At 34.7% G+C, this 14,497-nt stretch carries 14 protein-coding genes and 2 tRNA genes; 2 read left to right on the top strand and 14 right to left on the bottom strand.

Translation table 11 applies throughout. The annotated features are described in order from the left end of the window. Positions 1-162: 162 nt before the first annotated feature. The 11 genes from FFM65_RS05995 to FFM65_RS05945 form a co-directional block, all read right to left on the bottom strand. Positions 163-663, bottom strand: a complete 501-nt coding sequence (locus FFM65_RS05995; protein ID WP_119318104.1) for an SLAP domain-containing protein — start codon at positions 661-663, stop codon at positions 163-165. 130 nt (positions 664-793) lie between these two features. Then, positions 794-1,642, bottom strand: a complete 849-nt coding sequence (locus FFM65_RS05990) for a helix-turn-helix domain-containing protein (RefSeq protein ID WP_255311488.1) — start codon at positions 1,640-1,642, stop codon at positions 794-796. 210 nt (positions 1,643-1,852) lie between these two features. After that, a tRNA-Leu gene (locus tag FFM65_RS05985) sits at positions 1,853-1,938 on the bottom strand. Between the two features lie 36 nt (positions 1,939-1,974). Continuing rightward, on the bottom strand, positions 1,975-2,439 hold the full coding sequence (locus tag FFM65_RS05980) for a SprT family protein (protein ID WP_119318102.1): 465 nt from the start codon (positions 2,437-2,439) through the stop codon (positions 1,975-1,977). A gap of 1 nt (position 2,440) precedes the next feature. Then, positions 2,441-2,875 carry a hypothetical protein gene (locus tag FFM65_RS05975; protein ID WP_119318101.1) on the bottom strand — a complete coding sequence of 145 codons (435 nt, stop codon included), beginning with the start codon at positions 2,873-2,875 and terminating at the stop codon, positions 2,441-2,443. Between the two features lie 5 nt (positions 2,876-2,880). Further along, positions 2,881-3,861: a glycosyltransferase family 2 protein gene (locus FFM65_RS05970; RefSeq protein ID WP_119318100.1), complete on the bottom strand. Its 981-nt coding sequence runs from the start codon at positions 3,859-3,861 to the stop codon at positions 2,881-2,883. After that, positions 3,854-5,305, bottom strand: a complete 1,452-nt coding sequence (locus FFM65_RS05965) for a glycosyltransferase family protein (protein WP_119318099.1) — start codon at positions 5,303-5,305, stop codon at positions 3,854-3,856. The genes FFM65_RS05970 and FFM65_RS05965 overlap by 8 nt, the downstream gene beginning before the upstream one ends. 8 nt (positions 5,306-5,313) lie before the next feature. Then, the gene (locus FFM65_RS05960) at positions 5,314-6,480 is read right to left on the bottom strand and encodes an aminotransferase class I/II-fold pyridoxal phosphate-dependent enzyme (RefSeq protein WP_162897946.1); all 1,167 of its coding nucleotides are present in this window, start codon (positions 6,478-6,480) and stop codon (positions 5,314-5,316) included. 199 nt (positions 6,481-6,679) lie between these two features. Further along, positions 6,680-7,498 carry an NAD(+) synthase gene (nadE, locus tag FFM65_RS05955; protein WP_119318097.1) on the bottom strand — a complete coding sequence of 273 codons (819 nt, stop codon included), beginning with the start codon at positions 7,496-7,498 and terminating at the stop codon, positions 6,680-6,682. 2 nt (positions 7,499-7,500) lie between these two features. Then, positions 7,501-8,976 carry a nicotinate phosphoribosyltransferase gene (locus tag FFM65_RS05950; RefSeq protein ID WP_119318096.1) on the bottom strand — a complete coding sequence of 492 codons (1,476 nt, stop codon included), beginning with the start codon at positions 8,974-8,976 and terminating at the stop codon, positions 7,501-7,503. 39 nt (positions 8,977-9,015) lie between these two features. Beyond that, entirely contained in the window at positions 9,016-10,092 is a 1,077-nt protein-coding gene (locus FFM65_RS05945) for a glycosyltransferase (RefSeq protein ID WP_119318095.1), read from the bottom strand. A 58-nt stretch (positions 10,093-10,150) separates the two neighbouring features. Between FFM65_RS05945 and FFM65_RS05940 the strand changes: the two genes are divergently transcribed. Further along, on the top strand, positions 10,151-10,879 hold the full coding sequence (locus FFM65_RS05940) for a WecB/TagA/CpsF family glycosyltransferase (protein WP_119318094.1): 729 nt from the start codon (positions 10,151-10,153) through the stop codon (positions 10,877-10,879). A gap of 210 nt (positions 10,880-11,089) precedes the next feature. Here the strand turns inward: FFM65_RS05940 and FFM65_RS05935 are convergent, their stop codons facing one another. After that, the gene (locus FFM65_RS05935; protein ID WP_119318093.1) at positions 11,090-12,484 is read right to left on the bottom strand and encodes an O-antigen ligase family protein; all 1,395 of its coding nucleotides are present in this window, start codon (positions 12,482-12,484) and stop codon (positions 11,090-11,092) included. A gap of 79 nt (positions 12,485-12,563) precedes the next feature. Next, positions 12,564-13,265: a GntR family transcriptional regulator gene (locus FFM65_RS05930; RefSeq protein ID WP_059074092.1), complete on the bottom strand. Its 702-nt coding sequence runs from the start codon at positions 13,263-13,265 to the stop codon at positions 12,564-12,566. 222 nt (positions 13,266-13,487) lie between these two features. On the opposite strand from FFM65_RS05930, the gene pnuC reads away from it, so the two are divergent. After that, complete coding sequence (gene pnuC, locus FFM65_RS05925) at positions 13,488-14,276, top strand: nicotinamide riboside transporter PnuC (protein WP_119318092.1); 789 nt, start codon at positions 13,488-13,490, stop codon at positions 14,274-14,276. A gap of 149 nt (positions 14,277-14,425) precedes the next feature. On the opposite strand, the gene FFM65_RS05920 is transcribed toward pnuC, so the two are convergent. Beyond that, positions 14,426-14,497 (bottom strand) — tRNA-Gln (locus FFM65_RS05920).

The raw sequence follows: 14,497 nt of genomic DNA, 5'->3' as shown, positions 1-14,497 counted from the left end.
TATCGTTCAAAAATCCTTATTTTTTTTATCAAATTTTCAATATATCGTATATCATAAAAATAAGAAAACGTTATAAACGTTGATAATATTGACTTCTGTAGACCTATATGTCATGAAAATAAAAAAAGACTATCTTAATCAAGATAATCTTTTTTTGGTTATTTATAGTTTTGCTGAAAATTCTTGTTGCATGACATACCACATACCCACATATTCGTCTGTTGCTACTCGTACAAATGGCATTCCGTCAGGTGTGAAAATCACTCTATCCGAATACCAAGAAGTACCTGGTGCTAATGCTACATCCGATAATTGAACAAAATTGTGATCATACAAAGGTACATCTCCATCAGTTGACGAAACCTTGATAACCTCCGGTCTATTACTGTAAGTATAGCTATCTTTGGAACTTAAATACTCATTAGTAGCTATTTGGTAATAGTCCGTATTTTTAATACTAATTGTTTTCCCAAGATACCATGTACTATTCTTTGGAACTTTTCTCCCAAGATTATCTCCATTGGAATTATATAGATCCGCTGAAGATGAATCCACATCTACAAAATTTCCGCTATCAACGGATTCAGCCTTGACACTAGTCGGTGAAAATGAAAAACCTAAGCCAAGTAAAATTGTTAAAAACATTACAGCGAGTTTTTTCATTTTTTATACTTCCTTAGTCTCCTTAGACTAACTAAACTGTAATATGTTTAAACAAATATTACAATAATTGAGCTTACACATTTATTTATAAAAAAAATCATCAGACTAAATAATCTGATGATTTTTAAATTTATTTATGATCTATCTTCCTTAACAAATCAGTATTTTTATTAACCTTCGCTAAGTAATAAGCCAAGTTATTGAAAGTTTCGTAATCAGCTTTTTTGCTTTTATCATTTTTAATCGACAAAGCAGCAAAGTAATTTAATTCATCCAAGAAATATGAAACATGTTTTTCATTTGCAAATTTTAAACCACGTTGACTGAAGTCAAATGATGTTTGATAGGATTTCATTTTTGCAAAAGAACCCGCTAATGTCTTGCAAATAAAGAGAATTTCTAATTCATTGGCATTTTTGAATTCGACATCTTCCTCACAAGCATTAGAAATCATTTGGAAATAGTATTGTGCGCGGTCATCATGTTCTTGGCCTAAATAATCTAGTCCTTTGAACAAATAAGCTAACAAAGTATAAATATCATCATTAGCCGATTTAGTATACTGTAAAACTTTATCAAGAGTAAACAATGAAGAATCAAAGTTTCCCTTCCAATAATCCAACACACCAGTGATCAATTCGTATTGCTTCATGTCATTATCGCTCAATTTTCCCTCAAGTGATGACAACTTTTCTTCTACATCTGAAGTATCCTTCAACAATGTATCTTTCTCTAATGCATCCAAGGCGCTATCCTCTTTGGCAGAAGATTTACTTGAAAAATCACTAAAAACATCGTTTAATGTTAAATCTAATTTCAAGCAAATCTTAATAAGGATATTGACCGTGGGCGCAATATTATGTTTCTCGATTTTGCTAATTGTATTTTGAGTACAAATATCATCAGCTAACTCAATTTGAGTTAAATTCATTTCTCGTCTTTTATTGTAAATAATTGATCCAAGAAACAATGGCAACACACTCCCATCTATCGTTATGACATTTATCAATAATACTATACCACCGGATAAAAAAATATATATAGTTATCGTTAATAAATAATCTAATATTAATATATATTTTTATGAAAATTTGCATATGCACAAAAATATTTGTGCTCGATTTCTTGTATTATCAACTATTGCAAAAAAAAAGCAGTCGAACAAATTAATGTCCAACTACTCTAGTGATGCGGGTAAGAAGATTCGAACTTCCACGGAGATAATTCTCCACAAGATCCTTAGTCTTGCGCGTCTGCCAATTCCGCCATACCCGCATGCAGGTTCTACTATACACATAAATAAAAAAATTATCAAGATGAAATAGTAATATCTTTGATATATTTTAGTTTTCCATGGCATTTTCCGCAGACATATTTTCGAGTGTTTATCTTTTTTACACGATGATAAATATGATGACAATCATTACATTCATAAACATGATAATTCTTTCTATGAACGGAACTTTTAATTGGTGAAAAACGACTACCGCCAACTTGTTGCAAGAGAATCTTAAAAGTTCGATCCTTATGTTGTGCTGGTAAACCGTCATTATACAAATGATAGTGACACAATTCATGCTTTATGACACCAATTAATTCTTCTTGACCAAAGTCTTGATATATTTTGGGATTAATATCAATATTTTTATCTCGTAAGTGAAAGCGACCACCAGTAGTTTTTAATCGACTATTAAAATACGCTTGATGAATAAAAGGCTTCCCGAAATATTCTTGGGAAACCTTTTTTACTAGTGCAGTTAATTCTAAATCGTTCATCTTAAGCTAAGTTAGTCAACCTTTGAATCAATTTAGAAAATTTATCCATATATTCATCTTGCTTCTTTTCTGCTTCATCAAATTTGTGACGGTCGATTGTCTTATTGTCACCGATACTTTCAGTCATATCAGCACAACCAGCAACATAATTCTTGAAAGCCGAAACCAAATTAATATGTGTTCCCATCAATCTGGCTGGAGCTTTACCCTTTTCCAATTTAGCTAAAGTTGCTTGATAATTCTTCGTACCAGTAGCGAAATCTTTTTGAATCTTTGTATACTCTACATCATCCAGCTTATTAACTTTACTACGATCTAAAGCATCACGTAATTTTTCAAATTCTGGATTAAGTTTATCTTGTTCATCTTGAATTGATTGAACAGTACTGTTGATTAAATTGCCATATTGCATAGCTTTCTTTTGTGCGGCATTCATAGTAATTACCTCTTGTTTTCTTTTTGTGTTTTTTCAGTGTAAATATCTTTTTCAATAGTAAATCTTGGACGTTGCTTAACTTCACTGAAGATTTTTCCAACGTATTCACCGATCACACTAATACTAATCAATTGTACACCACCAAGTGCCCAAATAGATATCATTAGTGATGACCAGCCATCAACAACGTTACCATTTATTTTTTGAATAAAACTATAAATTAATAAAACTAAACTGATCAAAACAATAAAAAATCCTAAGCCCATGATCATCTTTATGGGAACAATTGAAAATGAAGTGATTCCATCCATCGCAAATTTAATCATCTTGCGTAATGGATATTTGGATTCACCAGCAAATCTTTCCTTACGAGCATAATAAACTTTAGCTGACTTGAAACCAACTAAAGGCACGATTCCACGTAAAAACAAATTTCTTTCACGATAACTCAACAAAACTTGGCAAGCCCTTTGGCTCATCAAACGATAATCAGCAGAATCAGGAACTAAGTGGACTCCCAAGAAGCCCATGAATTTATAGAACATCTCGGCGGTATTACGTTTAAAAGCAGTATCAGTATCACGATTATTTCTAACTCCATAAACTACTTCCGCACCATTGAGATACTCGTCGACCATCTTAGGAATAGCATTAACGTCATCTTGTAAATCAGCATCTATCGTTATAACGGCATCTGAATCTTTGGAAGCTCGTGTTACGCCAGCTAATAAAGCCCCTTGATGACCAAAATTACGGCTCAATTTTACACCAGAGACTAGCTTGGATTCTTTAGAAAAATTATCGATCATACTCCAAGTCTTGTCTTTACTACCATCATCAACGTACACAATTTTACTGTTAGCAGAAATCTTACGTGACTCGATCAAACCATTAACGATTGCTGACAATTCTTTCGTCGTTTCTGGCAAAACTTCTTCTTCGTTGTAGCAAGGGACTACAATACTTAATTTGAATAAATCAGACATTCATTTTCCCCCATTTTAATTTAAACCAATCGTAAATCCAATATAGGCCAATTCCGCCTAAGATTGCGATAACAGGTAGAAACTCTAGTCGATACCTACCTTGTACTTCAATTAATAATTGTACAACGGCGTACGCCATTAGTGGTAACAATAATATAAATATCTCTTTATGAGTGTTTTTCAACAATTTGATTGAACCAAACCATGACAAGATTATCAAGACTAGTGAGCCTAGATAGCCTAATAATTTAATAAAGTTGCTTGTCTTCAATGAATGCCTAGTTTCAATACCTGTAAAGTCAATGGTGATTGCACGCTCTGCCCACAATTTGGAATTTTTATTCCAAAGCAATTTAAGCCAACCATGAGTAGAATTTAGATTATCGATATTTTCACGAATAACTTGATGTTCTTTAGCACTCATCTTGGCTCGACTATCCTTGAGATTAAAACGATCGACCATTTGTTGATCATAGGCGCCATTAGAATTAGCATCCAAGCCGACCACAAATTTCCATTCAGAATCTCGATTAGTTAATCCATAAGAATTGAGTCCGGAGCTTTTAATTGCTAAACTGGCTCCAGAAAAAATCACTTGATAAATTAACAAAGTTATTACTACTTTGACAATTTTTGACCAGTTGAGTTGATTATTATCAATCAACAAATAAATCAATGCATAAACAACGATACCCGCTATAACGACTGGACCAATTGGCCGAATAATACTACCAACACCGAGAGTCAAACCAGCCAGTGCATAAGACCAATAACGATCCTTTAGAATCAAATAAAATGTCACTAAGAATAGCAGCATCCCAAGATATTGATTATCTGCCTGACTATTTAAGGCAAACCAGTCCAAATCAATCATCAAAATAAAGATTGACAAGCGAGCTAATTTAACCTTTTTTGTGATTTTGATAGCTAATAAATAGACCATCAATAAAATCAAAACTTGATACACAACGTTTAACAATTGAATTGCTATCACGTGATGTCCAAAGATTTTGACCACCGTCATAACGTAGACTAAAAAGCCTGTTTGATAGGCCCATTTAGCGAAATAATCATTATCATAACTAAATATTTTTTCACCATTCAAAGCCTTTGGAGCTGTTCTCCAAAAAGCCTTAAAATCACTAACTTGTGTCTGTGGAACCAGCTTTAACCAAATTAGGGCAACGATAGCAAAGACTAGCAACAAACTAATTAAAATCAATCGATTGAGATTTTTGTCATCATCGCGAATTCGGTAAAGTAAATAACCAACTCCACCGACAAAAATAATTGCACAAAGAAAAACCAGTATCGCTAATACTGGTTCTATTTTTAAATAATTTAATGTATAAAATTTGCCTGCTTGAATCAAAACGACCGACGTAAAAATCACTAAACAGACAATTACTAATTTGCTAATAATATTTTGAAATTTATTTAGCATGATACCCCTTATACTTGATGAATTAATTTACTGTGTTTCTCCACAAAGTCACCAAGTTTATCTAAGCAAGCATTGATACTATCCATACTTGCAGCGTAACTCAGACGTAAATGACCTTCGCCACCGATACCAAAGAAACTACCTGGTAGGATTGCCAAATGTTCTTCTTCCAATAATTCGTTGGCAAATTTAACATCATCTTGCTCAAGACCTTCTGGGATTTTAATGAACAGGTAGAAAGCACCATCAGGATCAGGACACTCAAAACCTAATTCTTTAAGCCCCTTATGCAAAACATCACGACGAGCTTGATATTCTTTGCGCATTGAGATTGGATCGTCATAACCATTCTTATAAGCTTCTAAGGCAGCATATTGTGTGATAGACGTAATTGAAGTTGTAGCCAACTCATGAATCTTATTGATTTGGGCAATCACTTCGGCGGGTCCACAGACGACACCAAAACGCCAACCAGTCATCGCATGAGATTTAGATAAACCATTCAACAAAATTGTTTGTTCTGGCAAAATTGTTCCAAACGATACATGCTTAAAATTATAAGTCAATTCACTATAAATTTCGTCACTAACGACAAAAATATCATGCTTTTTTAAAACTTCCGCTAAAGCTTCCAACTCGTCTTTAGTATAGCTAACACCAGTTGGATTGCTTGGGTAGTTCAATAATAAAATTTTAATTCTAGGATTAGTTCTCAAAACCTCAATTAACATTTCTGGAGTCATCTTGAAACCAGTCTTTGAAGTATCTAAATAAACTGGAGAAGCTCCGTTAAAATTAGCGTCTGGGCCATAGATTGTAAATGAAGGTGATGGAATCAAAACCTCATCCCCAGTTTGCAAAATTGCATTAAAAACTGAGAAAACACCTTCTGTAACACCAGCGGTAGCCAAAATTTGGCTCTCTGGATCATAATTCAAATCGTACTTGTCATGTAGATAAGTAGCTACTGCATGTAAAAGCTCATGGTCTCCTTCAGGAACTGTATAGTGAGTTTTGTTCTCATCGATTGCCGCAATAGCAGCTTTCTTAATATGATCTGGAGTTGGAAAATTAGGTTCACCAACGGTCATATTAACAGCTCCAGGTATACTCTTAGCTTTGGCATTAAACTTAAAAATATCTTGTTGTTTAATTGCCACAACTGATGGTTTCATAAGGGAGATTAAATCACTTTTCACTGTTAAACACCTCTTCTTAAAGATTACCCTTTAATTCTAACATATGATTTTCATTAGATAGAACTGATTGAGACATAAGTTTACCATTGTCTATCAACGAGTTAAGCGTATTCATTAACATTACCAATTTGAAAAAAAAGCCCAACCAATTTCAAAAATTGGCTAGACTAATTAATTACACATCAAAAACTGTATAAGGTAAACGACGCTTGTGAGCTGTCTTCTTATACCAATTTTCAATAATTTCAGCATGTTTTGGATCGATATCTTTACCTTCAAGATAATCGTCAATATCTTTATAAGAAACTCCCAGAGCTTTTTCGTCAGGTAGACTTGGACGGTCTTCCTCCAAATCAGCAGTTGGAATTTTTTCATAAAGATTCTTAGGAGCATTCAGTTTCTCTAACATTGCTTTACCTTGGCGCTTATCAAGACGGAATAACGGCGTTACATCAGCAGCACCATCACCATATTTCGTATAAAAGCCAGTGATATTTTCAGCTGCATGATCAGTTCCGACAACGACACCTTTATTATCTCCAGCAATCGCATATTGAGCAATCATTCTCGTTCTAGCTTTGATATTGCCTTTATTAAAGTCAGAAATAGTTAGACCGTTATCTTCAACGGCTTTTACCATTGCATCAACACTGTCTTTGATATTTACACGGACAACTTTATCAGCTTGCATCCATTCGATAGCTTGCATGGCATCTGACTCATCAGCTTGTTCTCCATAAGGCAAACGAACAGCAATGAATTGATAATCGTCATCGCCTGTTTCTTGACGAAGTTCTGTCATAGCGATTTCTGATAATTTACCGGCTAGCGTGGAATCTTGTCCACCAGAAATACCCAACACTAAAGTTTTCAAAAAACTATGTTGTTTTAAGTAAGTCTTCAAAAAATCAACTGAGCGTCTAATTTCAGCTTCAGGATCGATTTCTGGTTTAGCATGTTCAAATTCAATAATTTCTTTTTGCAATGGTCTCATTTTTAGTCACCTAATCTAATATTGTTTACATCATTTCTAATCTTCTCGATATACTTCATCTTATGACTGTATAGTTTTGAAGATAAGTCGACTGGATAAACTTGTGGGTTCAAGATACGTTTGTACTCATCCCAAAGTGAATCTAAGTTGGCTGCACAGTAGTCTTTAATCTCCTTAACAGTTGGCAAGTCATAAACTAACTTTCCATTAACGAAGATATCATGGAGCAATGGCTTAGCTTGGAAATCTTCAACTGTCTTGTTGATATATGTGTATTGTGGGTGGAACATGTAAAGCGAGTTGTGTTCACGAGGATCTTCATTCCAGAAAGTTACGTAATCTCCTTCTGATTTGTCGTTCTTCTCGTTGTTAGTAATACGCCAAACTTGTTTCTTACCTGGTGTAGAAATCTTAGCAGCGTTACTAGAAAGTTTCAAAGTATCCATCATATTACCTTTGGCATCTTCGATACTTACTAACTTATAGACAGCACCTAAAGCTGGTTGATCAAAGGCTGTGATCACTTTAGTACCGATACCCCAGACGTCAATTTTGGCATCTTGCATCTTCAAGTTCAAAACAGTCTTTTCGTCCAAATCATTTGAGGCATAAATCTTAGCATTAGGGAATCCAGCTTCATCAAGTTGTTTTCTGACACGCTTAGAAATATATGCCATATCACCGGAATCGATTCGAACACCTAAGAAGTTGATCTTGTCACCCATCTCACGGGCAACTTTGATAGCACTAGGAACCCCACTCTTCAAAGTATCGTAAGTATCAACTAAGAAGACACAATTCTTGTGAGTTGTAGCGTAAGCTTTGAAAGCATCGTATTCATTACGATAAGTTTGTACCAAAGCATGGGCATGTGTTCCAGAAATTGGAATACCAAATAATTTACCAGCCAAAACGTTACTTGTAGCGTCAAAACCAGCAATGTATGCGGCACGTGTTCCCCAAATAGCAGCATCGACTTCTTGTGCACGACGAGAACCGAATTCCATAACAGGATCATCGCCACAGACAGTCTTGATACGGGCGGCTTTAGTAGCAATAAGTGTTTGGAAATTAACCATATTCAAAACGCCAGTTTCAATCAATTGACATTGTGCTAGTGGTCCTTCAACTTGGAAAATTGGCTCTTCATTGAAAACCAAGTCCCCTTCCAAAGCTGAACGTACTGTACAACTGAATTGCATATCTTTTAACCAGCGTAAGAATTCTTCATCATATTCCCCATATTCACGCAAGTAATCGATATCTGAATCTGAAAAACTTAAGTTCTTAAGATAATTAACCACATGTTCTAGACCTGCAAAAACAGCAAAGCCATTGTCGAAAGGCAATTTACGGAAATAAACTTCAAAAACAGCCCGACGATTATGCAGCCCCTTCTTCCAGTATGTATACATCATATTGAGTTCATAATAATCAGTATGCAAAGTTAAATCTTCATTTTGAAATTGAGTCATCATATCTCCCTTAATAATTTGATTATCAAAATTTATTTTACATTAATTGGCATCCAAAGTCGCTTGATAGCCGTCATTTACTTTTTGAGCTAATTTTTCAATTGAATAATTGTCACGCGCATCTTGGTACAAAGTTAATCCTTTACGATCAAGGTTATTATCTTTCCATAATGAATGAGCATCATTTAAAGCACTGATTAATTCTTGTTCATTATCAGACTCTACCAACCATCCATTTTCATTATCGATAATTTTACTTGTAGCACCAACATTTGTCGCGATAACTGGTTTACCGTATGCTGCCGATTCCAAATACACTGCTGGCATACTTTCCGACTTAGAAGTCAATATTGAAACATCGCATTCTTGATAATAATCACCAGTATTTTCTCTAAAACCAACAAAATCGACTTTATCATTAATCCCTAGATTCTTTACTAATTCTCGTAATTCATCCATCAATGGACCATCACCCACTAAAGTCAATCTGAAATTAAAGTCCACTTTACTTAATGCGTTCAATAATAACCTATGATTCTTAACATCAACCAATCTTGCTACCTCTAATAAACTAAAAGTAGATTGTCGATTAAAAGATGGGTTGATGCCTGTGAAGTCAATAGCATTAAATACTTCAAAAGTTTTATCATCTGGAATTTTCAATGATTCAAAGTATTCTTTTAAATCAGGATTGACGTAAAAAAGCAAATCAGCCTTCTTCAGAGCATGCAGATTTAATTTGAGCATAACTGAACCTCTAAGACCGGAAAAGTCGATACGAGGGTCAGAATGGACCGTGATAACCCATTTAGCATTAACTTTATTTCGAATTAAAGAAAAGATATAATTGGCACGTGGTCCATGAGTATGAACAATATCAAAATTATTATTATTTATATATTTAATCAATGGTTTCAAAATAGATAAATCAAAACGCTGTTTTTGTTCAATCACTGACACACTTAATCCATTTTCCTTAGCCATCTTTGAAACAGGGCCCCTTTGAAAAGTCAGCAGAGTACTCTCAACTCCTATATTTTTTTGACCTTTCATTAGACTGATAATATAAGTTCTTGCTCCACCGTCTTCATTACCGGCATTAATATGTAAAACGCGCATTTTGACACCTCTCAAATTAATCTTTCTCGTGTATAATAATACATTAAAGGAGAACGCCATGCACAAAAATAGAGTAAATATTTTAGGTACAGAATTTGACAACTTTACCGCTAAACAATTCCACAAATATTTGGATGACGATTTAGACCTTAAAGCTAACAGATTCATCGTAACACCTAATCCTGAAATTGTTCTATCGGCCAGAAAAGATAGCAATTTTTCAAAAATCATCAATAATGCTGATTATGTCATCCCTGATGGTATCGGAATCATTAAAGGAGCTAAGAGTCTAGGCACTCCTCTCCATGAAAGAATCACCGGTTTTGATACTTTAGAATACTTAATTTCAGCTGTTAATCGCAAACAATTAAAACTTTACATGCTGGGTGCTAAGCCAGAAGTCATTGAAGCTAGCGCTAAAAAAATCAAAAAACAATATCCTCAAGTTAACTTAGTCGGTTATCATGATGGATATTTCAAAGATGACACGCCAATTGTTGAAGAAATTGCTGCTAAGAAGCCTAATGTTGTTTTAGTAGCTTTAGGATCGCCAAAACAAGAATTCTTCATCAACAAGTATCGTGATCAAGCAGACGCAATTTGGATCGGTGTCGGTGGCAGTTTCGACGTCTTCTCAGAAACTAAGAAACGCGCTCCTAAGGTTTTCCAAAAGCTTAATCTCGAGTGGTTCTATCGTTTAATAACTGAACCAACTAGAATTGGTCGTATGATGGCAATTCCTAAGTATATGAATATGATTAATAAAGAGAAGAAAAACAAGAAATAACAAAATTTTTCTTTTTAATTAGTTTTAAATTGTCGTCATCCGTTCAGCACTGGATTGTGACTTTTATTTTTATATAAATTACTTCAGAAAATAAATAGAAGATGCTATCGGAATTGCAATTAGATATTGAAATCTAGTCGGTAGCAAAAGCATACTTACGCTCACAAAAAAATCCCGTTAGAAAATCTAATTTCTAACAGGATTTTTTTATTATTCTTCTACATCAATTGTATAAGGATCTTCACCAGATCTTAAAAAGATTCGTGCATTCAACATTGCGTAACTCAAAATAGTTACGAAATATATACTTACTGAAGGTGCTTCGATAACGTGTCCTGTCATCAAAGCCATTCCAAATCCTAAAGCGACACTGGAAACCAGCATTGCCCACTTAAATGACCACATGTACTTGAATTTTCTAAGGAAAACTCCAATTAGGTAAATCAAGCAATAAGCTAGTGGTGCTAAGTAAACGATGATTCCAATAAAACCAAATTGGAAGAAGATATCGACATAATCCATTTCAACCAACTTAGCTTGCTTGGCTTTCTTGAAATTTGTCGCATAACCCATTCCAAAGGCCTTTTGTGCTGGTGTTGCTTTGGAGAAGTTGTGAGCGGCGTTTTCAAAGTAAACTGTCCGACCACTGAATAAGTATGAAACAGTCTTATTAGTTTCGACATACTTCTTTTGATCTTTAGTGATACCTTTTTTTGTCTTAGCTTGTTTCTTCTTGTACTTAATCATGTCACTGTGCAATTCAGCTGTTCTAGAAACGGCCATTGCTGGATAAGCAGCAAAAATTCCACCTAGCGTTACAGCTAGCATAACGATGATTCCTGCCATGTACTTGCGACGACTGCTGTCTTGGAAGAATTGAATTACTGAAGCCAAGATAGCCATACAAATACCAAACACGATAGCTAATAAAGAACCTTTTGTTCCAATTAATAGTGCTGAGTAAATTGCAATAACAATCGTTAGCCAATAGTAAATTTTTGACCAAGTATTAATTTTCTTAAGTGCGTACCAAACCATAATTGGGAAAGAAATTGAAACAATCGCACTCAATTCATTGGCTGCGAAGAACCAACCGCTCTCTCCTAATTTGTAGTACGAGTATGAACTGAAACTAGTATTAGTAAAGTGAGCCACAATCATGATGATACTGATAATGTTGACCGCAATAAAGATAACCTTGGGGAAGAAACGGTTGATGATTCGATCTTCAGCTAATTCCTCAAAAGCATAAAAATACCCGAGCAACATAATTGGATAATACAAACTTTTTGCTAAAGTCGTAATTTCCAAAGATGGAATAAATAGTGTTTTAGTTTTGTAATTGATTACCAAACTAATAGCTGAAACTACCGCTAATAATACGAAGTAACCAATTATTCGAAACCCGTGTTTATTATCTCGATTCAAAATCAAGAACAATAATATGTAGAATACTGTTATCGCCATGACGACCATTCTAATCAATACCCCGAAGGTAATATTGATGTTAAAACGCATCATCGTACCAGTAACAGCATCTAATACTGGTTGAAAGATAATGTACAGCATCAAGAAGATACTATACTTTTTTATAAAGCTTTGCATAAGTGACTCCCAGTTTAAAAATTTAAAACATGTGTAGGTTATATCTTACCTTAAATCTAATTCTAAAGAAATTGATTATCTATCTTTCTAGATAAAATTCAAAACGATCTCCAGCGTATTGTGAACGAACGTATTCAAATGGTCTACCATCATCCAAAGTTGTCACTTGGCGAACACGTAAGATTGCTGAACCACGCTTAACGTTCAAGAAATTAGCGATTTTTTCTGAAGCTAAAATAGCAGAAACAGTTTGCGTAGCATTACCTAATTTTAACCCAGCTTTGTCCTCAAGTGCTTTATAAAGTGAAGACGTTATGTCTTTTTTATTCAAACTATTGACGATGTTTATCGGTATAGTCGCAACTTCAAAACAAATTGGTTGTTGATCAGCATAACGAATTCTTTCCATTCGTAAAATTTGATCGCCATCTTTTAATTTTAATTTTTCTAATTCACTGATTGATGGATCGGCCACATGATAAGAAACCGTCTTACTTGAAGGCTTCTTACCTTGGCTTTCGGTGATTTCGGTAAAACTAGTCGTTCCTGACATCTTTTCTTGAACCTTGCTGCTGGCAACATAAGTTCCTGATCCAACTTGTCGTTGCAAAATTCCCTCATCGACTAAAGTTTGGATTGCTTGACGAAGTGTCATCCGACTAACATCAAAGTCTTGTGAAAGCTGTCTTTCTGACGGGATACGTTCCCCAACAGCCCACTTGCCAGATTCGATTTCTTTTCTAATTTCATTGTGAATTTGTATATATACTGGTACCTTCATTTATTTGGCACTCCCTTTAAGCATTACTTCTGTTAATTATACAGTATTTTTGTAAAAAATTAAGAATTGGTCTAAAAACAATTATAACAAATACAATAATAGGTCTATATCAATTGACATAAAAAACTAATCAGTATATTCTAAAACGCAAGTGACTACACGATTTAACAGCGTTGCTTCCGATACGGCTGTCTAAAAACAAATAAGGAGATTTTTTATCACATGGATAATTATTCCAATAATTCAAATAGTAGTTTCACTGAACGTTTTTCTGCCGCTTTAAGAGATTTGCCAAATGCGCTTGGACAAGTATTCAACTTGCAACGAAATGTGCATGAATTAAGAACCCTCAAGAAAACAACTAAGATTATGATGACCATTATGCTTTTAGCAACCTGGGCTTCATTTATTTTGGGAAAAGATTTTGGTTTCTCAGGTTGGATCGGTGTCATCACTGGTACTTCCGTTGTTTTGAATCTAATCCTAGTTGATCAAGGTCGTTTGACTAATTACAGTTGGGGCGTCTTAGGTTGTGTGGTTTGGTTAATCATTGCCATCAACAACCGCTTAATTGGCGATATCGCTTCGCAGTCATTTTATTTAATTATGCAATTCGTAGGTCTTTCAGTTTGGCATCGTGAGATCAACCAAGCTGACCAAGAAGAAGTTGCTTCTCGTAAATTAACCTGGCGTGAAGGAATCTTCTGGTTCTTGGCGACCTTTATTATTTATTTCATCGTTTTATTCTTCAGTAAACATTTGAATGGCGTCCAAGTTTACTTAGATGCTACTCTTTTGCCATTAGGAATTGTTGGACAAGTTCTAATGACTTATGGTTATCGTTCCCAGTGGATTGCTTGGATCACTCTAGATGTCATTAACGTCATCATCTGGTTCAACCAATTGCAAGTAGTTAGCCCTGCTTCCACTTCGATGTTCGTTCTACAAATAATTATGTTGATCAATGCCATTTATGGCGCTTATCTGTGGTTTAAACCTAGTGATCAATAAAATTATTTAAAACATTCAATATAACCGTCAAAAGCAATTATCCATCGTGTAGTCACTTAGGCATCGACAATCGTCGGTGTTTTTTCTTTGTGGAATAAAAAAAGCCGTCAAACAAGTTTATTCTTGTTGACGACTAACTGGTAAATAAATTGGGTTAGCTGGATTCGAACCAGCGCATGACGGGATCAAAACCCGTTGCCTTACCGCTTGGCTATAACCCA

The sequence above is a fragment of the Companilactobacillus formosensis genome, assembly GCF_005405305.1.
Taxonomy (GTDB): Bacteria; Bacillota; Bacilli; order Lactobacillales; family Lactobacillaceae; genus Companilactobacillus; species Companilactobacillus formosensis.
Note: the sequence above shows the minus strand (reverse complement) of the source record. Positions and strands in the feature narration are given on the sequence as shown.